This window comes from Mucilaginibacter aurantiaciroseus (genome assembly GCF_024055595.1).
Lineage (GTDB): Bacteria > Bacteroidota > Bacteroidia > Sphingobacteriales > Sphingobacteriaceae > Mucilaginibacter > Mucilaginibacter aurantiaciroseus.
Map to the genome: position 1 here is coordinate 1110928 of NZ_JAMXOF010000001.1, position 25319 is coordinate 1136246.

At 43.1% G+C, this 25319-nt stretch carries 22 protein-coding genes, 2 tRNA genes, 1 other RNA gene and 1 riboswitch; of the genes, 10 read left to right on the plus strand and 15 right to left on the minus strand.

Annotated features, from left to right (window positions below; translation table 11 throughout):
* Positions 1 to 115: 115 nt before the first annotated feature.
* From NAF17_RS05100 to metE, 3 genes are all read right to left on the minus strand, one after another.
* Entirely contained in the window at positions 116 to 1417 is a 1302-nt protein-coding gene (locus tag NAF17_RS05100; RefSeq protein ID WP_252756899.1) for a DEAD/DEAH box helicase, read from the minus strand.
* Between the two features lie 25 nt (positions 1418 to 1442).
* Complete coding sequence (locus tag NAF17_RS05105; RefSeq protein ID WP_252756900.1) at positions 1443 to 1829, minus strand: acyl-CoA thioesterase; 387 nt, start codon at positions 1827 to 1829, stop codon at positions 1443 to 1445.
* 106 nt (positions 1830 to 1935) lie between these two features.
* Positions 1936 to 4260 (minus strand): 5-methyltetrahydropteroyltriglutamate--homocysteine S-methyltransferase, encoded by a 2325-nt coding sequence (gene metE, locus NAF17_RS05110; protein WP_252756901.1) that lies wholly within the window; start codon positions 4258 to 4260, stop codon positions 1936 to 1938.
* 176 nt (positions 4261 to 4436) lie between these two features.
* Positions 4437 to 4631, minus strand: a riboswitch (cobalamin riboswitch).
* A gap of 586 nt (positions 4632 to 5217) precedes the next feature.
* Here metE and NAF17_RS05115 point away from each other — a divergent pair.
* Together NAF17_RS05115 and NAF17_RS05120 are read left to right on the plus strand one after the other, a co-directional pair.
* Complete coding sequence (locus NAF17_RS05115) at positions 5218 to 5640, plus strand: BLUF domain-containing protein (RefSeq protein WP_252756902.1); 423 nt, start codon at positions 5218 to 5220, stop codon at positions 5638 to 5640.
* 444 nt (positions 5641 to 6084) lie between these two features.
* Positions 6085 to 7377, plus strand: a complete 1293-nt coding sequence (locus tag NAF17_RS05120; protein ID WP_252756903.1) for a TlpA family protein disulfide reductase — start codon at positions 6085 to 6087, stop codon at positions 7375 to 7377.
* Between the two features lie 117 nt (positions 7378 to 7494).
* Here NAF17_RS05120 and NAF17_RS05125 read toward each other — a convergent pair whose 3' ends face one another.
* The gene (locus NAF17_RS05125) at positions 7495 to 8883 is read right to left on the minus strand and encodes a sigma-54-dependent transcriptional regulator (RefSeq protein WP_252756904.1); all 1389 of its coding nucleotides are present in this window, start codon (positions 8881 to 8883) and stop codon (positions 7495 to 7497) included.
* A gap of 225 nt (positions 8884 to 9108) precedes the next feature.
* Positions 9109 to 9484, minus strand: an RNA gene (rnpB, locus tag NAF17_RS05130) — RNase P RNA component class A.
* Between the two features lie 325 nt (positions 9485 to 9809).
* Between rnpB and NAF17_RS05135 the strand changes: the two genes are divergently transcribed.
* The gene (locus NAF17_RS05135; protein ID WP_252756905.1) at positions 9810 to 11009 is read left to right on the plus strand and encodes a hypothetical protein; all 1200 of its coding nucleotides are present in this window, start codon (positions 9810 to 9812) and stop codon (positions 11007 to 11009) included.
* A gap of 4 nt (positions 11010 to 11013) precedes the next feature.
* Here NAF17_RS05135 and NAF17_RS05140 read toward each other — a convergent pair whose 3' ends face one another.
* The 3 genes from NAF17_RS05140 to NAF17_RS05150 form a co-directional block, all read right to left on the minus strand.
* Positions 11014 to 11934 carry a hydroxypyruvate isomerase family protein gene (locus tag NAF17_RS05140; protein WP_252756906.1) on the minus strand — a complete coding sequence of 307 codons (921 nt, stop codon included), beginning with the start codon at positions 11932 to 11934 and terminating at the stop codon, positions 11014 to 11016.
* 148 nt (positions 11935 to 12082) lie between these two features.
* A complete protein-coding gene (locus NAF17_RS05145; RefSeq protein ID WP_252756907.1) occupies positions 12083 to 12496 on the minus strand; it encodes a hypothetical protein in 414 nt (137 codons plus the stop codon).
* Positions 12497 to 12572: 76 nt separating this feature from the next.
* On the minus strand, positions 12573 to 12857 hold the full coding sequence (locus NAF17_RS05150; protein WP_252756908.1) for a hypothetical protein: 285 nt from the start codon (positions 12855 to 12857) through the stop codon (positions 12573 to 12575).
* A gap of 286 nt (positions 12858 to 13143) precedes the next feature.
* Between NAF17_RS05150 and NAF17_RS05155 the strand changes: the two genes are divergently transcribed.
* Entirely contained in the window at positions 13144 to 14562 is a 1419-nt protein-coding gene (locus NAF17_RS05155; protein WP_252756909.1) for a glycoside hydrolase family 125 protein, read from the plus strand.
* Between the two features lie 206 nt (positions 14563 to 14768).
* Here the strand turns inward: NAF17_RS05155 and NAF17_RS05160 are convergent, their stop codons facing one another.
* The 4 genes from NAF17_RS05160 to hscB form a co-directional block, all read right to left on the minus strand.
* Positions 14769 to 15164, minus strand: a complete 396-nt coding sequence (locus NAF17_RS05160) for a VOC family protein (protein WP_252756910.1) — start codon at positions 15162 to 15164, stop codon at positions 14769 to 14771.
* A 4-nt stretch (positions 15165 to 15168) separates the two neighbouring features.
* A complete protein-coding gene (locus NAF17_RS05165; RefSeq protein ID WP_252756911.1) occupies positions 15169 to 15720 on the minus strand; it encodes a hypothetical protein in 552 nt (183 codons plus the stop codon).
* A gap of 629 nt (positions 15721 to 16349) precedes the next feature.
* Positions 16350 to 16429 (minus strand) — tRNA-Leu (locus NAF17_RS05170).
* Between the two features lie 23 nt (positions 16430 to 16452).
* A complete protein-coding gene (gene hscB, locus NAF17_RS05175) occupies positions 16453 to 16977 on the minus strand; it encodes a Fe-S protein assembly co-chaperone HscB (RefSeq protein ID WP_252756912.1) in 525 nt (174 codons plus the stop codon).
* Between the two features lie 74 nt (positions 16978 to 17051).
* Here hscB and NAF17_RS05180 point away from each other — a divergent pair, with 74 nt between their 5' ends.
* From NAF17_RS05180 to NAF17_RS05190, 3 genes are all read left to right on the plus strand, one after another.
* On the plus strand, positions 17052 to 17840 hold the full coding sequence (locus NAF17_RS05180) for an ABC transporter substrate-binding protein (protein WP_252756913.1): 789 nt from the start codon (positions 17052 to 17054) through the stop codon (positions 17838 to 17840).
* Between the two features lie 82 nt (positions 17841 to 17922).
* Positions 17923 to 18004 (plus strand) — tRNA-Leu (locus tag NAF17_RS05185).
* 194 nt (positions 18005 to 18198) lie between these two features.
* Positions 18199 to 19224, plus strand: a complete 1026-nt coding sequence (locus NAF17_RS05190) for an LLM class flavin-dependent oxidoreductase (protein ID WP_252756914.1) — start codon at positions 18199 to 18201, stop codon at positions 19222 to 19224.
* A gap of 255 nt (positions 19225 to 19479) precedes the next feature.
* Here the strand turns inward: NAF17_RS05190 and NAF17_RS05195 are convergent, their stop codons facing one another.
* The 3 genes from NAF17_RS05195 to pbpC all read right to left on the minus strand — a co-directional run bounded on the left by NAF17_RS05195 (position 19480) and on the right by pbpC (position 23070).
* Complete coding sequence (locus tag NAF17_RS05195; RefSeq protein ID WP_252756915.1) at positions 19480 to 19845, minus strand: VOC family protein; 366 nt, start codon at positions 19843 to 19845, stop codon at positions 19480 to 19482.
* A 7-nt stretch (positions 19846 to 19852) separates the two neighbouring features.
* Positions 19853 to 20557 carry a 3'-5' exonuclease gene (locus NAF17_RS05200; RefSeq protein WP_252756916.1) on the minus strand — a complete coding sequence of 235 codons (705 nt, stop codon included), beginning with the start codon at positions 20555 to 20557 and terminating at the stop codon, positions 19853 to 19855.
* A gap of 131 nt (positions 20558 to 20688) precedes the next feature.
* On the minus strand, positions 20689 to 23070 hold the full coding sequence (gene pbpC / locus NAF17_RS05205) for a penicillin-binding protein 1C (RefSeq protein WP_252756917.1): 2382 nt from the start codon (positions 23068 to 23070) through the stop codon (positions 20689 to 20691).
* Between the two features lie 21 nt (positions 23071 to 23091).
* Here pbpC and NAF17_RS05210 point away from each other — a divergent pair, with 21 nt between their 5' ends.
* From NAF17_RS05210 to NAF17_RS05220, 3 genes are all read left to right on the plus strand, one after another.
* Positions 23092 to 23817, plus strand: a complete 726-nt coding sequence (locus NAF17_RS05210) for a glycosyltransferase family 2 protein (protein ID WP_252756918.1) — start codon at positions 23092 to 23094, stop codon at positions 23815 to 23817.
* Between the two features lie 5 nt (positions 23818 to 23822).
* The gene (locus tag NAF17_RS05215) at positions 23823 to 24533 is read left to right on the plus strand and encodes a tRNA1(Val) (adenine(37)-N6)-methyltransferase (RefSeq protein ID WP_252756919.1); all 711 of its coding nucleotides are present in this window, start codon (positions 23823 to 23825) and stop codon (positions 24531 to 24533) included.
* A gap of 289 nt (positions 24534 to 24822) precedes the next feature.
* Positions 24823 to 25314 carry a metallophosphoesterase family protein gene (locus tag NAF17_RS05220; RefSeq protein WP_252756920.1) on the plus strand — a complete coding sequence of 164 codons (492 nt, stop codon included), beginning with the start codon at positions 24823 to 24825 and terminating at the stop codon, positions 25312 to 25314.
* The last annotated feature ends 5 nt before the right edge of the window (positions 25315 to 25319 follow it).

Consider the following 25319-nt stretch of genomic DNA (forward strand, 5'->3'; position numbering starts at 1 on the left):
TTTGTCATGCTGAACGTAGTGAAGCATCTAATCGTCGGCATGCATTGTTCAACTGCATAAGTTCAATAATAGATTCTTCGCTATCGCTCAGGATGACAAACTATTAGGTGAAAATTTACCTCGATACGTCTATCTTGATCTTCCTGCCTTTTATCTTTTCGTTCTTCACTAACGCTACGGTGCGCTCTATCAGGTGGCGTTTTACAGCAGCGTAGGATGAATGGTCTAATACTTCTATCAGGCCCAGGTCTTCTTTGGCTAACTCGCCCTTTTTAAGGAGCAGGCCTACAATATCAACCTTGTTTATTTTGTCTTTTTTACCTGCGGCGATGTAAACTGTTGACCATGGCGACAACGGCGGGATAACGGTTTTCTTGGGCAGTATTTCCTCTTCGGGGATCTCGGCTAAATAATCGGGTTTTTCGCCGGGAGATAATAGGAGGTAGGAGGTACCGGTAGCGTGCATCCTTGCGGTTCGGCCGTTACGGTGGATGAACGCTTCCTCGTTATGTGGCAGTTGGTAATGTACCACATGCTCAATTTCGGGGATATCTAATCCTCGCGAAGCAAGGTCTGTAGTAATTAAAATATGGTGACTGCCGTTCCTGAATTTTAGCAGGGCACGTTCGCGGTCGTCTTGCTCCATACCACCATGGAAAATATCGTGCGGCAAGCCCATATCATAAAGCAGGTCGCTGATACGGTCTACGGCTTCGCGGTGGTTACAAAATACCAGGGTTGGTTTATCGCTGATCTTACAGATCAAAGCAAAAAGAGCGTCCAACCTGTCAGCAGGTTCGCTGATGACTACTTTCTGTTTAAGATCGGGTGTAGAGGCAGCATTGGTCAGGTAATCCAGCTTTGCAGGGCGGTTGATTCCCGTGAAAGACGGGATCTCGTCCATCTGCGTAGCCGACGTAAGGATCCGTTTTTTGATGTTCGGTAATTGCTTGATGATGTACGACATATCTACCTGGAAACCAAACTCCAAAGCTTTGTCAAATTCATCAAGTATTAAGGTGGTAATGGTACTGGTATTAAAGGTTTCGCGGCGGATGTGGTGGGCTATGCGGCCCGGCGTGCCTACAATAACCGCGGGCGGCTGCGACAGGCTGTTCAGCTCTATTTTAAGCGGGTGGCCGCCATAAAAACAGTTTACCTTAAACCCGCTACCCATATTGCGGAAAACCTGCTCAATCTGCAGGGCCAGCTCGCGCGAGGGCACCATGATCATCACCTGTACGGTTTTGATCCCGGGATCTAACAAACCAAGCAATGGCAGCAAAAACCCCAATGTTTTACCAGACCCGGTAGGCGAAAGCAGTATTACGTCGCCTTTTTTAGCGGCGGCAATGGCAGCCTCCTGCATAGGGTTAAGTGCATTTATTTTGAGGTTTGTGAGGGCTTGCTGTATCATAAGCCGCAAAGATACGCTAAACCCGCTACTTAATTATCCTTACGGGTTTCTTGTGTTCATCTATCGCCACAAAGGTAAAGCTGCCGTGTATGGCAAGGTCGCGGCCTTCTGCATACATTTGTTCCACGTAAATCTCTACATCCACCTTTAAACTGGTATTACCCACATGGCTTACGCGGCCAATGAGTTCTACAATGGTACCTGCGGGGATGGGTTTTTTAAAATCTATCTTATCGCTGCTTACGGTAACCATTACCTGGCGACTAAAACGGGTGGCGGTGATAAAGGCCACCTCATCCATCATGTGCATGGCGGTACCGCCAAACAGGGTATCGTAATGGTTAGTGGTATTAGGGAAAACGGCTTTAAAAATGCGGGTTTCTGATGCTTGTATTCTTTCGTCTAAGTTCATATCGATGGCAAATATAAATTTATTAATTTCCGTTTCCGTGTGGGGCTATGCATCTCAGGGCCCTCTATCGAGAGGCCCTGAGATGACATTAAGATTGGTATGTTGTTTAAATAGTTACCGGCTCTGCAACGGTAGCGCGCATTTCTTTTGCGGCGGCTACCATTTCTATCAGCGCCTTTTTGGTTTCGTCCCAGCCGCGGGTTTTGAGTCCGCAATCGGGGTTTACCCAAAGCTGCGCATCGGGGATAACCGCCCTTGCTTTTTTAAGCAGGTGGGTCATTTCATCCCGGTTTGGCACACGTGGCGAGTGGATGTCATACACACCCGGGCCAATCTCGTTAGGATATTTAAAATCGGCAAATACGTCCAGCAGTTCCATTTGCGAACGTGATGTTTCTATGGTGATTACATCCGCATCCATATCGGCAATATTCTGAATAATATCGTTAAACTCCGAATAACACATGTGCGTATGGATCTGTGTATCGTCCTGCACGCCGCTTGCTGAGAGCCGAAACGCTTTAACCGCCCAATCCAAATAGGCCGCCCAATCTGCCTTGCGCAAAGGTAAACCTTCGCGGATAGCAGGCTCGTCAATCTGTATAATTTTTATACCGGCCATTTCCAGGTCGCAAACTTCATCACGGATAGCCAGGGCTATTTGTGTGCAGGTTGCCGACCGTGGCTGATCGTTCCGCACAAACGACCATTGGAGGATGGTAACCGGCCCGGTAAGCATACCCTTCATCCACTTATCAGTAAGCGATTGCGCATAACCCGACCACTTAACCGTCATGGGCCTTGGGCGCGATACATCGCCATAAATAATAGGGGGCTTTACACAGCGGCTACCGTAGCTTTGCACCCAACCGTTTTGGGTAAAAGTAAAGCCCTGTAACTGCTCGCCGAAATACTCTACCATATCATTACGTTCAAACTCGCCATGCACCAAAACATCAATGTCGATATCTTCCTGCCATTTAACGGCTTTTTCGGTTTCTTCGGCAATGTGCAGGTCGTATTGTGTTTGAGTGATAGCGCCTTTCTTCAATTGAGCACGCCAGCTGCGCACCTCTGCCGTTTGCGGGAACGAGCCGATAGTGGTGGTGGTGTATAAGGGCAGGTTTAACAGCTCCTGCTGTTTTTGCTTACGCGATGCAAAAGCACTTAATCGCTGCGAATCGCTTTCGGTTATCTTGGCAACACGTTCTTTTACAGTATTGTTATGAATTAATCCTGAAGTTTTACGCGAGGCGTTATCCTGCTGATTTTCGGCAAGTTTATATTGTGTGCTTATACCGGGGGCATCTGATGCCAAACTTTTCAGCAAAGCAATTTCCGTTACCTTTTGGCGGGCAAAGGCAAGCCATTGTTTGATCTCTGGCGTAAGTATTTCCGGATTGTGCTCGTTCCTCAGATCAACAGGCGAATGGATGAGCGAGCAGGATGGTGCTATCCAAACGCGATCACCGCCAAGCTTTTCTTTTGCTTTTTGGATGATGGCGAGCGAGGCTTCAAAATTGTTCTTCCAGATGTTGCGGCCATCCACAACACCTAACGACAATATAGTTTTGGCAGGTAACAACTTCAACACTTCATCCAACTGCTGCGGCGCGCGTATCAAATCGATATGTAGGGCATCAATAGGGAGGGAAGCGGCCAATTCGGCATTGCTGCCCAATTTTTCGAAGTAGGTGGTCAATATAAACTTCAATCGCGGAAAATCTTTACGAAGCTGTTTGTATGCATCGCGGTAAGCCTGCTGTTCTTTTTCCGTCAAATCAAGCGACAGGAACGGTTCGTCAAACTGGATCCACTCAGCACCTAAGTCCTGCAGTTTGGTAAGTATTTCGGTGTAAACCGGTAACAGGTTTTTAAGCAGGTCTATCTTTTCAAAACCGGCTTCTTTTTCTTTACCCAACAGCAGGTAACTAACCGGGCCGATCAGCACTGGTTTGGTGATAATACCTAACTGCTTTGCCTCGTAAAACTCGTTGGTGATTTTGGTAGAGAATAACCTGAATTGCTGGTTCTTATAAAACTCGGGAACAATGTAATGGTAGTTGGTATCAAACCATTTTGTCATTTCCATGGCTACTACATCCAGTTCGTCTTTTTGACAGCCGCGGGCCATAGCAAAGTACAGGTCAAGTTCTTCTTTGCCTTGTTTTAGGATCACCTCGTTGTAACGTTTTGGGATTGCGCCAAACATCAGGGAATGATCCAGCACGTGGTCGTAATACGAAAAATCGTTTGAGGGGATAAGGTCTATCCCGGCTTCCTTTTGCATCAGCCAGTTTTCGTGGCGAATGGTTTTACCTACCGTAAGCACATTTTTATGCCCCGTTTTGCCTGCCCAGTAACCCTCGCAGACCTTTTTCAATTCGCGTTGGCCACCAATACGCGGGTAGCCTAAATTTTGCGTTAGCATTGCTTAAATTGATTAAATGAATAAATCGGTTAAAAGCCCGTTTAGCTAATCTTCGCAATGCGTTTTGTGGATGGATTGGTGGAAAAGTATGAATACAGCACTCCCTTGCATTAAAAAATACAGGTTGTAACAAAAACTATATCAAACACACGACCATTGCCCCATACCGCGAAAGCATTGTCAATTCGGTATGGCAGGTCTCCTGACTTGTAACATTTTTGCCGCTCTTCCCGATAGTTTTTGGACAATCAGTGGGCATATATTCTGGCAAAAACTTTTTTGTGTTACTTACAGTTGCGCGACAGTTAGTGATTTGCACACTATTCCCTATTAATCTACAATTAAGTAAAACCTATACCGGTTGATGAAGGAAAGTAAAGAACTTACATCGGTTCAAATGTAAGTAATAATGATGAGGAAAAGGAGGGAAGTGCTTATTTGCCGATAAAAGGTTGATGAATTATTATAGCCTTATTCATGGTTTGCTGTATTTTTGTATAGGCGGGTGCACATCTCAAAACGCTCTTTGTAAGTTCGTTTTAAACCCTCTTTAAGATGCTCTATCAGCATGATCCGCGGCTGATCTTTTTTATTTATGAGGTTAACTCACCTTAAATTTAGCTAAAAAGGGATTAGTAAGCAATAACTATTCCACATGAAAAACCCTTTGCATATCGCTTCATACCTTGCCTTTGGCGGCAGCGTGGGGCAGAGGGTGTTGTGTTGGATTGGTGCGTTTCCACCATTTTTTTTGTGTTTGGAGCAGCCGCTATTTTCTGTATATCGGCGTTAAAGTTATCTCCCATATATTTAAAATAGCTGAACAGGTAAGGCTATACGACAAAGATTAGGACTTTTTATTTGCTTAATATTTGAATTGTACGCAGTTTTGCGATATAACATAGCGCAATGCACTATTACAATATGCAAACTGTACATTGCGGCAACCATATCAAAATGAAAAATATAGTTTACGTTAGCACCGCTGTCAACCTGATGCACGAAAATCAATTGTTTGACATTTTGCACAATTCGAGGTTACATAACCAAGCCTTAAATATTTCGGGGGTATTACTTTATTCAGAGGGGACATTTATACAGGTTTTAGAGGGGAAAGATGGCATGATCAACGTGCTGTACACGAGGATAAAAGCCGATCAGCGACATAAGGATATTGTAACCTTAATTGACGAACCCATAATCGAAAAGAGTTTTGCCCAATGGCTGATGGGTTTTGCCATAACCGATAAAGAAAAAACCGAAAAACTGGTTGGCTATTTAAGATCAGTTAAAGAATTAGATCTTAACAGCGGTAACAGCGCAGCCATAGCCGCTATCAAAACCTTTATCGAAACTAATGAGCTTGATGTGAAGTATTAACATTATTAATAAAGGAATGGGGCTGCTTTAAAATGCGGCCCTTTTTTCATTTGATCCGTATTGCTATTTATTAAACATTGATATTGTGGCCAACTTACTTGTAAGCCATCATTTCTATGTTAAACATTGGCAACTAAAATTTATATTTTTTAAAAAGTAATTTATAGATTACACTATAAATATTTAGTAAACAGCCGATAAATCATGAAATACCCGCTATTCATCCTGCTAATGTGTGTTTTTTTTCGTTTAAATGCGCAAAACTCAACCTTGATTACGCTGGAGGATAAAAAAATGGACGCTTATCTTATCGCCCGTAAACCGGCAATACTAACAATTCAACTTAAAAACCTACCAAAGAATACCAAAAACGTTACCATCAAATACACGCTTGTAAAGTTTGGAATAGATTTTCAAACTACAAAGTATACAGAAACCGATAGCTTGGGTGTATCAAAAATCGTTCTTGATCAAAACTTACCGTATCAGCAGATTTGGCTAAATGTGGGTGAATATCTATACGCAGGTGTATATGTTAATGAAGGGTTGACTATTACGGTGGATGCTCAAAAAACTACAGCTCAAAAGGGTTATATAATTGGTGACGGCATAGGCTATAATGGGAAAGACGGAGAAGTAAACACTGTTATAAATAAATACATACAATTTAAAAAACAGGAAAAAGCGGGCATTTTTGAAAAACTAAGAGGATTACGAGACGAAAAAAACAAAACTTCTACAGGGTTTATTTCTAAGATTGATACTATCCGCCTACAACTTGCACAAATAAATAAAGAGTTTATTGTGGGTTATCCAAACTACGCCTGGGCAGTTGAAAACGAAACCTTATCCGATTTTTATAACAACCTGTGTGTTGTTTATTGGGGAGATGTAATGCCAAACAAGCTGTTTCAAGACATCAGCAAACATGAACCATATTTTACAAGCAATGAAAGCGTTTTATTTTACAAATATTTGCAAACCTACATTAGCATAAAAAAAAACGAACAAAAAGCAAAAGACCTTGAAGAGACCTTAACATGGTTTGACAAAACATTTACACCACAAAAATCTGATTTGCTTAAATTGTGTTTGTTAGAGAACGCGAAACCTTCATTTGCACAATCTTTTCCGCTTATTATTAACAGCATACAAACCAAATGGTGCAAAGTAATTGCAAAAGATGAATTAGCTAAAGCTATTACTACTCAACACAATATTGACAGTTTATTTTCTCTGTCAAAAAAATTAGAGACCACCAATATTGGCAAGCCGCTTTTGAAGTTGCCGTTCGAAGCTGAGCTTTATCAAATAGATACCCTTAAAGACGTTAACGATCTGATCTATAATCTAAAATCAAAATTTACAGGTAAAGCCTTAATTATTGATTTTTGGGCTACCTGGTGTGTTCCCTGTTTGTCAGATCTTCCGTTTAGCAAAAATATACACGAAGCAAATAAGGACCTGCCAATAGCTTATATCTACATCTGTACAAGCCGTAATTCAAATATGAATATCTGGAAAAATAAAGTTGCTGAATTTCGTTTGCCTGGCACACATATTTTCATGAATGAAAAGGTAATTAATCAATTAAAAAGAACGCTTGATGCGACAAATGGTTTCCCGGCATACGTTGTAATAAACGCAGACGGCAAGGTTAACACCAAAGCTATATCCCGTATGGAAGTTTTAAATAGAGATAGCATAAAACAAGCTACAGGCCTTAAAGAAAAATAAATCGATATATATTGTTAAGATACCCCGCTTAATCTATTAACCGGATTTAAAAAAGAGGCTAACAATTTTTACATGCTGTTAGCCTCTCATTAAATATAGATTTTACTCTACAATCTTTTATTCCCCTCTTTTCAAACCGAATTTCTCAATCTTGCTGTAGAGGTGGCTGCGTTGAATGTCGATATCGTCGGCAGTTTTGGATACGTTCCAGTTATTTTTTTCTAACTTGAATTTGATGTACTCGCGCTCAGCATAGTCTTTATATTCCTGGAAGTTGGTAAACTGGTCAAAATCTGTTTGTGGCGCGGCGGAAGCTGTTGCAGCGCCGGTCTCGGCAGTTACCGGGGCAGATGGGTTTGCAAAAGCCTTCACATCACCATCGGTAATGGTTTTATCACTTAGGATTATCAAACGTTCTACCATGTTGCGCAGCTCGCGAATGTTACCCGTCCACGGCAGTGCTTTAAGGGCTTCCAGAGCGGCGTCCGAGATCTTTTTAGCAGGCATACCGTACTCGTTGCAGATCTCCTCTAAGAAACTTTTGGTAAGCAGGGTAATATCGTCACGGCGTTCGGTAAGCGGCGGTACGTGGATGAGTATAACACTTAGGCGGTGGTATAAATCCATACGGAAGTTACCGGCCTCAATTTCTTTAAGCAGGTCTTTATTGGTTGCCGCAACTACGCGTACATCCACATCAATTTCCTTTTCGCCACCTACACGGGTAATTTTGCTTTCCTGCAAGGCACGCAGCACTTTTGCCTGTGCCGACTGGCTCATGTCGCCTATCTCATCAAGGAAAAGAGTACCGCCATTGGCACTTTCAAACTTACCAATACGTTGTTTTATAGCTGATGTAAACGACCCTTTTTCGTGGCCGAACAACTCGCTTTCAATCAGTTCTGATGGGATAGCCGCACAGTTAACCTCGATAATAGGCCCATTAGAGCGGTTAGATTTTTCGTGCAGCCAGCGTGCAACCAGTTCCTTACCGCTACCATTAGCACCGGTAATCAATACACGGGCATCGGTAGGGCCAACACGGTCAATAGTTTCCTTGATCCGAAGAATAGCCTGCGATTCGCCTAAAATTGGGCGAACCTTTGATACCTTACGCTTTAAAACTTTTGCTTCAACAACCAAACTTCCCCTGTCCAGTGCGTTGCGTACGGTGATCAGTAAACGGTTTAAATCAGGTGGTTTCGAAATAAAATCGAACGCGCCTTTTTTACTGGCCTCCACAGCGGTCTCCACCGTGCCGTGGCCGGATATCATGATAAAAGGAAGATCGGGTTTTATAATCAGACCTTCGGTTAGCACTTCCATGCCATCCATGCGGTTCATTTTTATGTCGCACAGTACCAGGTCGTAATCGTTCTTGCGAATCAGCTCGAGGCCGTCAACGCCGTTATCAACGTCTTCAACAACGTAATCCTCATACTCCAAAATCTCACGAAGGGTGCTTCGGATAGACCGTTCGTCGTCAATTATTAAAATTTTTGCCATGTGTTATTGTAAACCTAAAACAGGTAGTAATGTTTGCGGCTAATATATAAAAATGTATAGTATTATGAGCAGTTTTTTAGTGAGTGGTTTCCACCATCCGTCATTTGCAAGGTGCGAAGCAATCTCTTGATAGGCAGAGCGGCTCTGTACATCAAAGAGATTGCTTCGCACCTCGTATTGACGTCATTTTTAAAAACAAAAATCCCCTCTTACGAGGGGATTTTGAACAGCAGCAAATCTGTAAGCCGGGTTTTGTACTCCCGAATGAGAGCTTCTATCATTAATCTCGCCCTGCCGTTGCCGGCATGATCTATCAACCTACCCATTCTGACATTCCGTTGCCGGACATGGATGCGAGCAGCACCGCTTTCAGAACCTATTTGGTTTTTCAACTCCTGAGGTTTACCGCGATCCCGGTCGCCCGGAAAAGCCGTGAGCTCTTACCTCACGTTTTCACCCTTACCCTTGCAGGCGGTATATTCTCTGTGGCACTGGCTGTCGCCCGCTGTGGGCGCCTTCCCGTTAGGAAGCAGGATGCTCTATGTTGCCCGGACTTTCCTCTCACCGACTACGTCGGCACAGCGATAGAACGTTTTGCAGTTACAAATGTAAGTTTTTTATTATAGATGTTGATGGTAAAAGCAGCTTTTCCGGTTCATTGGCAAAGCATATAACCAGCGGTTCTTCAGTAAAGTTTATGAAGAAAGTAAGTTGTTCCCCTTTTTTTATTTTGAAGCACCAGGGTATCTACCTGCAATGGTTTGTTGCTATGGGTTTGGAAAACAAAGCACATGGCTACATTACAGCTTAACTTTCTTATAAAAATTGATAAGTACGGGTGGCCCATTTCGGTTGTAGAAATAAATATATTTTGTATTAATTTAACGTTAATAAAATGTATATTTAATGTAACCAAATTATAAGCCATGCCAGGGCTGCCGCGTATATTATTTACCATGCTATTGATGTTGCCGTTTGCAATCGCAAATGCGCAAGGACAGGAGGTGCGCGTAGATTTTTATAAAGATCCATTTACGATTAAGGTTGACAGATCTGTTTTGGTAAATATGCAGCAACAGCTTAGTGCCGATGTTATAAAAAAAAATTATAACACCGTTAACACAGGTAACTACCAGCCTATAATAGATTCGCTTTTGGCTTATAAACAGAAGCATCAGCTTAACGATTGGCTATATTATCAACTTGTTCGCAGGGTGGCGCAGCAAATAAGCCCTAAAGAAACAAATTACGGTGCATACACTTTTTACAAGTGGTTTATGCTCAATAAATCCGGCTATGATGCAAGGTTGGCGCTGTCCCATCAAAAGGTGATCTTTTACGTTTACAATAATGAGGACATTAGCGATATCCCATATTTTATGGTAGATGGTAAGCAGTTTGTTTGCCTAAACTATCATGACTATGCTAAAGCTGATTTGAACGATGACCCGCCGATACCGGTAAACATCCCTGTCGCGGCAGCTAATAAAGCGTTCTCATACAAGGTTACCATGATGCCCGATTTTAAACCCGAGCACGATGTAGAGAAACAAATGTCGTTTGAATATGACCGTAAGCAATACCACTTCAAAATAAAACTCAATACCGATCAACAGAAGGCATTTAATAACTACCCGGGCGTTAGTTTCGAAACCTATTTTAATATCCCTTTGAGCAAAGAAACTTACGGCTCGCTTGTCCCGCTGTTAAAGAAGAACATGAAGGGGATGGATGAGCACAAAGGGGTTGATTACCTGATGCGTTTTACGCGTTACGCCTTCCTTTACGAGAATGATAACGAAAATTTCGGCCGAGAAAAACGCCTTTCGCCGGCCGAGACCCTGGCATCAAACTATAGCGATTGCGATGACCGTGCCGCATTGTTCTTTTATTTGGTGAAAGAGATCTACAACTTGCCGATGATAGCCCTGTTATACCCAACCCACATTACTATGGCAGTAGAGTTTAACAAACCAATAGGCGACCCTATTGTATATAAAGGCAAAACCTATTCTGTATGCGAGCCAACCCCGCAGTTAGAAAATTTAGCAATTGGTCAATTATCGGCTAAACTGAAAAGCACGCCGTATCATGTGGTTTATGCTTACGAGCCTTTGGGTAAATAGCGCCTTATAAAAACTTATCGCTTTCCCTGTAAGCTTCAATAACGCCCAGCTCGCCCTCTTTACCGGGGCGGGAGTTACCGTGCTCCATTCCTAAAATGCCCTTATAGCCTTTCTCGTGCAAAAATTTGAAGATGTTTTTGTAGTTCACCTCGCCGGTGGTAGGTTCGTTACGGCCGGGGTTATCCCCTATCTGGAAGTAGGCAATCTCGTCCCACGCCAGTTTAATGTTGTTGATCATATTGCCCTCGTTTTTCTGCATATGGTACATGTCATACAGGATCTTACAGCTTGGGCTGTTTACACCTTTACAGATCAAATAGGTTTGTGCCGATGTGCGCAGGTATAGGTCAGGGGTATCGCTTAATGGTTCAAGCACCATTACAATACCGTGCGGTTCTAATATTTCGGCACCTTTACGCAGGGCGGTTATTACATTCGCGTTTTGGATATCCAGTGGCAGGTTACGCGCAAAATCACCCGGCACAACAGTTGCCAGTTTACCGCCGCAACGTTTAGAAACCTCTACCGCCTGGCGGCAGCCTTTCAAAAATATATTAATATGTTCTTGCTTGCCGTCGGCTAAAGTATTCGCCCCGTTTCCACCTTTATCCACCACAAAAACGCCCATGCTCATCCCCAGTTTAGCCAGTAAACTGCCAATTTTTTCCTGCTCGGCAGGGGAACGGCTACTCATGTCATTATCTTCAATACTGCGGAAACCCTGGTCATACATAAACCGGATCTGATCTAAAAAATTAGCGCCTGCCGAATTTTTGAACATGCCATCGTGCGGTGCGTAGTTCAGGTTAAACGGTTTGCCGGGGGCAACCTCCCGGTTAATATTGTTGCTTGCCAAAACGTCGTTCCCGGCCAGGATACTGCCTGCTGCCAATGCGCTATTCTTTAAAAAGCTGATTCTGTTCATGGTAAATAGGTTTGTGATCGATAGATAGTACAACGGCCTAATATCACATTTTTTATAATAAATAGTATACAGTAGTATAATTTATTAATGATGACGGGTTAGTTTGTATCCCTTTTCACCGCACTATTCCTGATAAATAACACCGCCATTAGCGCCCTATAAAACCTAACCCGGCAGAGATGCGCATGATAGTGCCATAGGCCGCTATAAAACTATCCTTGTAAGCATTTTCAATCGCTTCTTTATCTTTCCCCTCAAAACTATCCGGGGCTTTTGCGTTACCCAGGTTTACAGCCTGCTGTTCTATGGCTTGCTTTTGCTTATTAACCAACTTGATATTTTTGATCCCGTCCTGTAATGCGCCCGAGAAAATCAGCACCGCCAAGGCACCCAATATCGCGTTAGCAAAAACATTGGCAATACAGGTAAGCGCGTTGTTTACACCCGAAGCAGCGCCCGAAAAACGATCGTTTACCGAACCCATTACCGCGGTGGTAAGCGGCGCAACGGTGAATGCCATGCCCAGCCCGAACACCAGTATCCCCAAAAAAACGTTGTCCAATAGTCAGACGGCCCGGCAGTTTGTTTTATAAAGGATAGGATGAGCAATCCCAACCCTGCAGCCGCAGGGCCGCCAATCAATAACAGGAGGGGCCGTGCTTATCTGCCGGTGTACCCGCAAAGCGTGCTATGCTGATCATTAGCACTGTAAAGAGTAAAAAGGTCAAACCCGATTGCAGCTGAATATATCCTTGTTCCTGCACCATATTTAACCTAAAAAACAACATACCAGCACCAAGCCCGGCATAAAGCAAAAATTTAAGCAGGTTGGCCTCGCTAAACCTTAGGTTGGCAAAAAGCTGCAAGGGCATCATGGGGTATTTGCTTTTCTTCTCGATGAATACGAAAGCGATCAGCAGCATCAAACCACCGCCCAATGATGCATATACCTGTCAGTTGCGTAAGCCCACTTCCGTGATCCTCAAAAAGCCGAACGTAACAAAGTATCAGCAGACCCGAATTTACGGTTAGTCCGGATTGGAAAACCAAGCCCTCGGGTACAGCAGACCTAACCACGCAAATAAGCGGGGTGACGACGATTGTGGCCGCAGCCACGTTAAAAGCAGCCGGCAAATTTTAAGCACTGAGAATTGGGTCATCCGGGTTATATTTGGCCCGGAAGATTTTTTTATTTACCTATTTTAAAACATGAAGAGAAGGCAATTTATTGGCAGCACCAGTGTATTAGGTGCGGGCGTATTGATGAGTAAATTTTCGTTTGCGGGCGTAAAACCTGCATTCCCTGTTGTAAGGGTACCGGTATCGGCACGTAAATTCAAAAATGCGTCTATAGAAAAAGCGATAGCGGAGTTTAAATCGAAAGTTAAAAACCCTGAACTGGGTTGGCTTTTCGAAAACTGTTTCCCAAACACGCTTGATACCACCGTTACCTACAAAGTAGTTAACAACAAACCCGATACCTACGTAATTACCGGCGATATTGATGCCATGTGGCTGCGCGATAGCAGTGCGCAGGTTTGGCCATACATTGCCTTCATAAATAAAGATGCCGAACTAAAAAAACTGGTTGCAGGCGTTATTAACCGCCAGGTTGTTTGTATCCTGCGTGATCCATACGCCAACGCATTTTACGACGACCCTAAAAAAGTGGGAGAGTGGAAAGACGACGTTACCGATATGAAACCCGGCCTGCACGAACGTAAATGGGAAATAGATTCGCTTTGCTACCCAGTGCGTTTGGCTTACAAATACTGGAAATTAACCGGCGATACTTCACCATTTGATGCGCAATGGAAAACCGCCATCCAAAGTATCCTAAAAACATTTAAAGAACAGCAGCGTAAGTATAACGACGGCCCGTACTCGTTCCAACGTAAAACTGCCTGGGCTACCGATGGTGTACCGATGAACGGCTATGGATACCCGGTTAAACCGGTTGGTTTAATTTGCTCTGCCTTTCGCCCAAGTGATGATGCTACTATTTATTCATACCTGGTTCCTTCAAACTTTTTTGCGGTTACCAGCTTAAAGCAGGCATCAGAAATGGTAAAAGCGATCTCTAAAGATGATGCCTTATCTGCCGAATTACTTGCATTGGCAAAAGAGGTAGACGTAGCTTTACAAAAATATGCCATAATAGATCACCCGGATTACGGAAAGATCTACGCCTACGAAGTAAATGGCTTTGGCAGCTACAATTTAATGGACGATGCCAACGTGCCCAGTCTGTTAGGCATGCCATACCTGGATGCTATCAAAAATACCGATCCTATCTACATTAATACCCGCAAAATGTTGTTATCACTAAACAACCCGTTCTTTTTTAAAGGAACGGCAGGCGAGGGGATAGGCGGCCCGCACGTGGGTAAGGATATGATCTGGCCAATCAGCATCATTATCCGTGCTATAACAAGTGCCGATGATAACGAGATAAAAGAATGTATAGAAATGCTGCGCAAAACACATGGCGGCACAGGCTTTATGCACGAATCGTTCCATAAGAATGATCCTACTAAGTTTACCCGTAAATGGTTTGCATGGGCTAATACTCTATTTGGCGAACTGCTTTGGGAAACTTATACTCAGAAGCCCCGGTTACTAAGCTAAATTGTTTAGTTGCTTATTATCGCAATATTTGTAATAATAAAAACCATCATCTACCCATGAAAAGCACTTTGAAAATTGCCTGCTTGTTTATGGGTGCGTTTATAAACCAATAGTTGTTGTAAGTGTGACGCTTACATTCGCTTGGGTTCAGGCGGGATGTTTGAACTGTCGGTTAGCAGTCAATAATCTACTTGTACCCAAGCTGTTTATAGTGCGTTTAATTCAACAACTATTATTTCGTTTCCGTAAAGGTCAAGGCAATGGAAATATTTATAATCGGGTGTATTGACAGGTGCCACATTGATGATTACATTATTGCCTTTGATCTGCTGATAAAGATCATCAAGTGAAGATGTATAGATCACCATTGCGGGCTGGCCATTGGTTTGTTTTCCAACATTGTCCCTTTGGCCCTTGCCATCCGCCATGATGAACCAAAGACCTGTGGAATTCGGATCACCCGAACCAATTTGCAGAAACCGCTGTCCTACGTTTGTTGTGACATCATAATTTCTTTTGAAGCCAAAGTTCTTTTCGTAAAAGTTTGAAGCTTCCTCATAATCATTTACCAGGATAATCATTTTTCCAATGTGGTTTTTCATATTCTTAAGTTTGTTTTTTTAAATACTCTTGATTTAAATAGTTTTCCGTTGCCTTTTCATTCAGAAAGTGCCAGGCTTGCAGATCAGAGGGTTTTACCCAGTCAAAACCTATCCTTTTCCAATACTCGGGGTAGCCGCCAAGCGAAAGGGAGGCGATGTATTCATCGCCGCAAACCACAAAGTCGTTCCAAAATTTGAGCAGATAGCCACTATGTTGCTGATGATAGACCGCTGCTCTTTTATAATCGTCAAACCAGGCGTAGATCAATCCTACTTTGGAGGAACGGTAAAGGCAATCTTCTTGCGTTACAAACTTTTTTAGCTCAACCCAGCTTTTGAAACCGTTCTTTTGCGCGATTACCAAAAGGGCGTCCTTGAGTTTAATTCTATCGAAGTTTTTAATAATTGATTGTGTAGATCTTTCTGAAAAGGCAGGGAGGTTTAGGAATTCTTCCGCAGCATCCTTTGATTTCGAAGAATCAGAACGCAGGTCCTTTAAAAGAAATGTTGCTTGAGTTTTAAGATAGGATAACCTTACCGGCTTTAAAATGTTCATATAATTCCCTTTTTGCCAACGTCCCATATTTGGCGGAAATTATTAAGCATTCTAAAATTTTTGATTTGAGGGTGAATTTATCTTTTATGGGAACAGGCTGCCCTCACAACCTGCAGTAAAGATAGATTAATTTTTAAAAACATAAAATTATTTTTTGACTTCCGTTTGTGATTTATACAAAGACGGTAATCAATTTCAACAAGATGAAAAAATGCTTCATATCCCAAATTACTGAAAATAACAATCGTATTGGGAATTGCTGTTAAATGATGGAATAGATCAGATAGATTATAAATTAGTTAATTCAGAAGCGGAAGAAATAATTATCAGGCTCTAAACCATACTTTATGTTTTTGCTGCTAATAGTAGTATATCAGATAATATTGAAGGGCTAATTTACAAAGCAGTAGAAATCCTCCAATAACTTGACCTATTGTACTTAAATGCAGATACTGAAGGTCAAAGGTTTATAATTGGTTCGATATTCCCTGAAAAATGGACTTATTCATAAACCGGACATCGAACCGGAATAGTCAACGAGGAAGCGTTACATATTTATTAAATTAACAGCAGTTTAGAGCATAAAAAAACCCGGATCAGAACGACTAAATGTTCTATATCCGGGTTTGTACCCAGCGCCGGAGTCGAACCGGCACGGTTTCCCACAGGTGTTTGAGACCAGCGCGTCTACCAATTCCGCCAGCTGGGCATGTTCTTAAGCAAGTCTTTTGCTTAGAAGCGGGCTGCAAATGTATCTAAACTCTCTTTAATTCGCAACAGATATTTTTGCCTGTAGTAAATATTTGCAATGTGGTTTAGCCTGTCTTCTTTAGCGGTTTTGTTTAGGGTTTCGTAATCGTTTGTAAGGGCATTTAGCTCTTCTGCCATATCGCCCTCAATTGCAGCAACTTCCGCGCCTATCTCGCCAAACTGTTCGGCGTTCTCAATTTCCATGAGGCGTTCGTTGATGTCCATCATTTCCATCAAAAAATCTGCCGGGAGCGATGGTTTTGCGCCTTCGCTTACCAGTTCGTGCAGCTTTAAAACGTATTCGAGCACCTTGTTTGGGTCGCTTAGGGTTTGGTAAGCCTTATTATTTAGGGTAGATAACTCTAAAATTTCCTGCTGTTTCTCGTCTTCCGCGTTGGCATGAAAATCGGGATGAAACTGTTTGCTAAAAGCATAAAACTGCTTTTTTATCTGCGCGGAATCGGGTTTAAAGGATTCCGGGATGTTATAAAATTCAAAATAATTCATCGGTGCAAAACTACAAATTTTTGATGGCTGAAATTTAATTTACCTTAGCACAATAACAAAGCCGAAATACATACATGCCGGTATTTTACGACCAGATGAACAATGCCGTTAATTTGCCGGAAACCCCCAGTCGAATTATCTCCATCGTACCCTCCCAAACGGAACTTTTGTTTGATTTGGGTTTAGACGGTCACATCGTTGGCATCACCAAATTCTGCATCCACCCGGAAGGTAAAGTTAAACTCGCAACCAAAATTGGCGGTACCAAACAACTAAACTTACAAGCCATACATAAACTACAGCCCGACCTGATCATAGCCAATAAGGAAGAGAACGAAAAAAGCCAGGTAGAAGAACTGATGAAGCATTACCCTGTTTGGATAAGCGACATACACGACCTGCACAGCGCGCTTAGCATGATCAACAAAGTGGGCGAGATAACCGGCAAGCAAACCGAAGCCTCAACCATATCTAACGTCATATTTAAATGTTTCGGCTACCTTAAACCAACAAATAAGCAAACCCGTGTTGCCTATTTAATATGGCGCAAACCTTACATGGCTGCCGGGCAAGGCACGTTTATAAATAGCCTGCTTAACTTATGCGGCTTTAAGAATGTATTTGCGGCAAGCCGTTACCCGGACGTAAGTAAAGAAGAATTAGTAGCGGCTGATCCCGAAGTGATACTGTTATCATCCGAACCTTATCCATTCGCCCAAAAACATATTGATGAGTTTAATGAAATGTTACCTCATGCTAAAATATTATTGGTAAATGGCGAGCTGTTTTCCTGGTATGGCAGCAGGTTATTACACTCGCCCGCGTATTTTAATAAGCTTATAGATAAATTAACAGCAATGTAATGAGGCACATAAATAAAAAAGAAAAATTGAATTTTAAAGTTTAGCATTTTACGCTATCTTCGCAATCTCTTAAAAACCAAACGCGGAAGTGGCGTAATTGGTAGCCGCACCAGACTTAGGATCTGGCGCCGCGAGGCGTGGGGGTTCGAGTCCCTTCTTCCGCACTAAGTTTAAAGCCTGATACGAAAGTGTCAGGCTTTTTTTATTATTGATGGTTCGAGTCCCTTCTTCCGCACTTTCGTTTCTAAAGCAATGGGACGGCTTTTTGTCGTTTATTTTTAACGCCCATAAATAAACCTAAAATGATTAAAAAATCCCGATATTTGATTTAAATGTTTAAACATTTAAAATACAAGGCATGGAAATAGGTGTTGATAGTTTCGCTTCGGCAATGTATGGTACATGCAATGCATTAAGCAGTGTAGATGCTATGGCGCAGTTGTTAGAAAGGATTGAGTTAGCCGATAAGGCCGGGCTTGATGTTTTTGGAATAGGGGAGCATCATAAAAAAGAATTTTTAGATTCGGCACCACATGTAATACTGGCTGCTGCCGCTGCAAAAACCAACCGTATCCGTTTAACCAGTGCAGTTACTGTTTTGAGTGCGAGTGACCCGGTAAGGGCTTACCAGAATTTCGCTACGCTGGATCTTATCTCTAAAGGCCGGGCCGAAATGGTTGTAGGCCGGGGCTCATCTGTTGAAGCATACCCGCTATTTGGATTTAGCCTGAATGATTACGATGCGCTTTTTAGAGAGAAACTCGACCTGTTGCTAAAGATCCGTGACAATGAATTTATAACATGGACGGGTAAGTTTAGGGCTGCTTTAGATAATCAGCCGGTTTACCCAAGGGCATTACAGGAAAAACTGCCTATATGGTTAGGCGTGGGCGGTACGCCCGAGTCGTTCGCGAGGGCAGGTACATTAGGGTTGCCTTTAATGGTAGCTGTAATTGGTGGCGAAACCCATCGTTTCTGCCCATTGATAGATATTTACCGCGAAGCAGGGAGGAGGGCCGGATTTACGCCTGATCAACTTAAGGTAGGTTTGCATTCGCCGGGTTATGTGGCCGCCACCAATGAGCAGGCTATATCAGACTATTATCCCGGGTATGCCGAACTCTGGACTAAATTAGGCAGGGAGCGGGGTTGGCCACCGGTTACCAAAGCACAGTTTGATACGTTAATAGCGCCTAAGGGTGTATTGGTTGTTGGCGGGCCACAGCAAGTTGCCGAAAAGTTATTAAGGCATAGTGAGGCTTTAGGTGGTGTAGACAGGTTTACTTTTCAGATGGATAATGCAGGGTTAACACATGCACAATTAATGAGTTCAATTGAATTGATAGGAACCCAGGTAATACCACTGGTAAAGAAAGCAGTTTAAACGTAATAATAAAGTTTTAGTTAGGGAGGAATTGTACTCACAGGGTATTCTGAAAGAGACTCTGCGCTTTATGCAAAACCTAATGTGGTACGTGATTATTACACAATCGCAAGTGTTCGCTTTTTCGCGATCATGAACGCTAAACCTGTTTTTTGTATATATGCAACCACCTATCAGGATACCGAGCATTTTACGCTTACCAAATCTTTTTTAGACAACCCGGAAGCTTATTTAAGACATTTATCAGAAGACCAACTATTTAACAAACTCACCAAAGTGCCACAATATTCCACTTGGGTCGTGAACAAAACATTCCTTGCCCCATGGCAGGGTTTTAACAGGAGTGTATTTAACGTTCTCGTATTTCTCAGGAAGGTTTAGGGATAAGAGTTCTGTCCAAAACCTGTCCACATCATCAACTTCCATAAAAAGCATGGTGTTATCAATCCACTCTTTAACGTAATAGTTCTGTAAATAAAAGCTTAGCGTTCCACTTCTAAAAACCGACATGTTATGCGATATTACTATTTCCTCAAAACCCAGGTCGCTATAAAAACTGCGGGATACCTCAAAATCTTTAGCGCCTATGAATGGTCGGAGGGAGATGCCTTTGTGTTCCATATTCTATTTATACTATCGTTATACATTCTTCTTCTATTAAAGCTTCGCCACGGTACCGGCGGATGAGTTGCGCGGTGGCGATCACATCTTTTTGGCAATAGGTGCAAATGCGGGGCAGGTCGTCTTCCACCCAATAAACATGGCCAACCTGGCTGCCGTCGATATCGTCTTTAGAGGTTGGGATGTTAAATATTGCGGTGAGCAAACTAAGCGAGGTGTAGTTTTTATAATCGCCAAACTTCCAAAGTTCCATGGTATCCAGGTGGGGGATCTCCCAGGGCTTCTTACCCTGTATCTGCAAATGCGGCGGGAACTGCACACCATTGATCAGCATGCGGCGGCAGATGTACGGCAGGTCGAACTCCTTACCGTTGTGCGCGCAAAGGATCATGCTCAGGGGCTGGCCGCTCAGCATCTTGCTAAAATCTTCCAGCAGTTCTTTTTCCTCGTGCCCGGCAAATGATTTTACCCGCAGCCCGGCGCGTTTACCATTCAAAAATATCCCTACCGAGATACAAATGATCTTGCCAAACTCGGCCCAGATGCCGGCACTCTCATAAAACTCTTTAGGCGTTTCGTCCTTACGCTGGTACTGCGATTTGTGCGCCCAAAGTTCCTGCAGGTTATCGGGCACCTCGTCGTAATTACTGTATTGTGGCACGGTCTCTATATCCAGCACCATCAGGTTGCCCAGGTCGTATTGTTCAAGCATAATTTAAAACATCTTCATTTAAAGCTATTTTCAAGATAAATTTCAGTTCCCTTAAGGCAGTACATTTGCAGCTGCCGTGTTTATCCCGTATCTTTGTATTTCCAGTCCCGCGCTGAAATTATTTAACTAAGTTATTTATTCTTATCCAGCACCTCAAAATTTATTTGCAGCGTATTGCCGTTGGCATCAACCAAGGTAAGTTTATGTTTACCCGGTAATGGATTTAAAGCCATCTGTTGGTAAGCGCTGCTTTCGCCAATGTACTTATCGTCCAGGTGCCAAAAGATCTTTACGCCGCTTTGTCGGTGTGCCGCGTTACAGATCAACCTGCCACGCTTACCGTCGGCCTCCAGCGGAACGTAGATCTTAGCGCCATCTTTTGGGTAGATGAGTTCCATAGGGTTGGCTTCGGCCTGTTCGCAGCCGGGCGCAAAAGGCGGCAGGGTACGGTACTGGTAGTTTTTGGTTTTATAATAGTATTCCATGGATGGTGGCAGCACAAACCAGGCCCTGTTAACAATGTTATCCGGCGAAGTGCAATTCCCCGTCACCTGGAATTTTTGATCTGCCGACAGGTGCACTAACTTATGCCACGGACAAACAGGCGCTTTTAACCCGCTTTTTGGCACCAATTGCTCAACAGCATGCTCACAGTTTGGCCCGGCGCGATAGCCGCTTTCTTTACACACGTTTATTTTTACCATTTCGCCGGTAGGCACATCAAACCATTCGCGGGCGGAAGGCAACAAGCGGAAGATATCAAACAGCACAGGCGCGGCGGTATGGATCCCCGTTAAGCCTGGCCTGCCTTCACCATCGGTATTGCCCACCCAAACACCAACTACATATTTGGGGGTGATGCCGATAGCCCAACCGTCCCTAAAGCCGAAGCTGGTACCCGTTTTCCACGCGATACGCTGGGTGGAACTAAACTGCTGCCAAAGCATTTCTTCGCCGGGGCGCATCACTTCTTCCATTGCCTGCAGGGTGTAAAATATAGAACCGGCATCCAGCAGTCCATTCTTTTCTGCTTTAGGTTTTTCCTTGGGCGATAAGACATACACAGGGGCATGGTAATCTTCAGGGTCGTACTTAGTTGTTTTGTTATAATGATTAAGCACCCTTGCCATATCGGCATAAGTGCCTGTTAGTTCCCAAAGGGTATTTTCGCCGCCACCCAATATCAGCGACAGGCCGTAATGGTCGGCAGGTTGTTTCAGGGTTGTGATGCCTATCTTTTTTAGCTTATCATAAAAGCGCTCGTACTTGTACTGCTGCAGCATTTTTACCGCGGGTACATTCAGCGAGCGGGAGAGGGCATTTGAGGCAGGCACCGCGCCATCATACCCAAGGTCGAAATTCTCGGGGTGATAACCTGCTATTTGTGTAGGCACATCGGGGATCAAACTATTGGGCAGTATCAAACCATCGTGTAGCATGCTGGCGTAAAGCAAAGGCTTCAGCGTACTACCCGGGCTGCGGGGCGCATTCACCACATCCACATCGCTTTCCATTTCCGGGTCTTCGCGGTGAGCGATGTTACCGGCGTATGCGAGGGTGGCACCGGTTTCTACATCCAAAACTACTGCGGAAATATTGTTAATATCATTGGCTTTTAACACCTGATGGTGCTTTTCCAGGATATCCGTAACCTGCCCTTGTAAATTGCTTTTTAAGGTCGTTTTTAGGCGGGTAAAAGGCGTTTTATGGTCGTGGAAATCCGCCTTAATACGCTGCAATAAATGAGGTGCCATTTGGGGTAGCGGCATAGGTTTTTCGGGCACGGGCTCAAATTTGGCGAGTGCTGCCGTGGTGCTGTCGATGGTGCCTTTGTGATAAAGTTTATCTAATAACTGGTTGCGCTTCTTTAACAGAATCTGTCTGTTTTTACCGGGATGTACTAATGATGGTGAATTGGGCAATACCGCTAATGCTGCCATTTCTCCCCATGAAAGCTTATCCGGCCCGCGGCCAAAGTATCGCCACGATGCAGCATCCAGCCCAATAACATTACTGCCAAAAGGGGCATTGCTGGCATACAGGGCCATTATTTCACTTTTACTGTAGGTGACTTCCAGTCGCAGAGCCATAAATATCTCACCAAGTTTATTCCATACGGTGCGGTTGTGATGGGTGCTCAAGCGAATCACTTGCATTGTGAGCGTACTGCCGCCACTGGTTATCCGCTTGGCTTTAATGTTTTGTTTTATGGCTCGGCCAAATGCCAGTGGGTCAAACCCCCGGTGGCTCTTAAAGCGCTTATCCTCAAAGGCAATGATGCACTTGCTGAATTTTTCGGGCACATCCTCATTGTAGGGGAAACGCCATTGCCCGTCGGTTGCTATGGATGCGCCTAAAAGCTGGCCTGCATCATCCTCAATAACAAAAGAGGTTGCGCTGCCGAATAGTTGCCTGGGTAAACAAACTGCAAACCACAGCACTAAAGCAAATAAAATAGCCATTAATATCATTACTTTTGGCTTTTTGAGGCTTTGCTTTATTCGCGTTAGCATTAATTTGGCATTTTATAATTCATGATGAAAATAGGTAAATTATCAATAATTATCCCGGCTTATAACGAGGGCGGCACCATTCACCTCATTTTGAACAAGATAAAAGCTGTAGAGCTGATTGATGACATCCAAAAAGAAATTATTATTGTGGATGATTGCTCTACCGATAATACTGAACAAGCTGTTTCCACATACCAGGCAGAACATCCCGACCTGCCAATAAAATACTTTAAGCACCAGTTTAACAGAGGTAAAGGTGCTGCATTGCATACCGGCATAGCGCAGGCTACAGGTGAATATACCATTATCCAGGATGCCGATTTGGAGTATGACCCATCAGAATATAACGACTTATTAAAACCCATTTGTAATGGCTTTGCAGATGTAGTTTATGGCTCTCGTTTTATGGGCAGCAACCCACACCGTATATTGTTTTTTTGGCATACCATAGGTAACCGATGGTTAACTTTCCTATCAAATATGATGAGCAACCTTAACCTAACGGATATGGAAACGTGCTATAAGTTATTCGATACTAAGCTGATACAAGAAATTAAATTAGAAGAACAACGTTTTGGCTTTGAGCCGGAAGTTACGATCAAGATCTCCCGCATCCCGCGCATCCGTATTTACGAGGTAGGTATCTCATACTACGGCCGTACCTACGAGGATGGTAAAAAAATAGGTTGGAAGGATGGCGTGCGCGCCATTTATTGTATCTTGAAGTATGGCCTGTTTAAATCATAATAGGCGTGGATATATTCAGGTTTAAGCACTTTAATGTAGACCAAACCGGTTGCGCCATGAAGGTAAATACCGATGGCGTACTGCTTGGTGCACTGGCCGAGGCTAATGACCCGCAAAGCATTTTAGATATTGGTACCGGCACAGGTGTAATAGCCCTGATGTTGGCACAGCGTTTTAGTACCGCTAAAATAGACGCGGTGGAGATTGACAAAGATGCTGCTGAAATGGCCGGTGGGAATTTTAAGAACTCACAATTCAGCAAAAGGTTATCCGCCCATTTAAATTCGTTTGAAGACTTTTTTAATAATCACAAAGGCAATAAATATGACCTTATTGTTTCTAATCCGCCGTTCTTTTTAGATTCGTTAACCTCGGCAAATGACAAAAAGAATTTGGCAAGGCATACTAACGAGGCGTTTTTTGAAAAGTTGCTCAAATACGCAGTTGAACATCTTACTGACACCGGCAATTGCCAATTGATAATTTCATTGACAACCTCGACCTTAATTAAGGACTTGTTACCAAAATTTGAATTGCATTTGCACAAGATCACCAACATAAAGTCTTTTGCCGATAGCGAACCACACAGGGAGATAATTACTTTTGGAAGGGCAGAAGAACAGCTACAAAAGCAAGAATTGTTTATTTATGATGAGCCGAAGGTTTACGCTAAAGCATACGAATTGCTTTTAAAGGATTTTTTAACGATATTTTAAATGAAGACTTTCTCTGTTTGCTTGGCTGTATTATTTTTTGTTTTAACGATCGTCTGTTTATACGAGGTCTACGAAATACCCAAAGAGTGGAGTAGTCCGTTAATCCCGGAAAGCATTGTTAAAGGTATGCAGGAAGCTTACATTATATACTCAATTATAAATTTTGTGTATTTTTTGGCCTCCTTGTATGTAGCGATTAAAAGGAAAACGCTCGCAAAACTTAGGATATCAGCAAGTATAATTATACTTTACATCTTAACCAATTTGATAATAAGTTACATTCGTGTTAATGGTTAAAATAGGCCTTATATCTGACACTCACGGTTATCTCGACGATGTAGTTTTTAAACATTTTGAAAACTGCGACGAGATCTGGCATGCCGGGGATTTTGGGGATATCGAACTTGCCGATAAGCTTGCGGCCTTTAAACCATTAAAGGGGGTGTATGGTAATATCGATGGCAAAGACATCCGACAAGTATATCCAGAACACCTGCGTTTTATGTGCGAAAAGGTGGATGTTTGGATGACGCATATTGGAGGTTATCCTGATAGATATGCACCGGATGTAAAGCGTGATATATACACTAAGCCTCCGGGGTTGTTCATTAGCGGGCACTCGCATATTTTAAAAGTTATTTTTGATAAAAAGATAAATTGCCTGCATATAAACCCCGGCGCCGCGGGTAAACAGGGCTGGCATAAGGTGCAAACATTAGTAAGATTTTCTATAACTGACGAAAAAATTCATACCTTAGACGTTATTGAATTGCATAAATAATATGT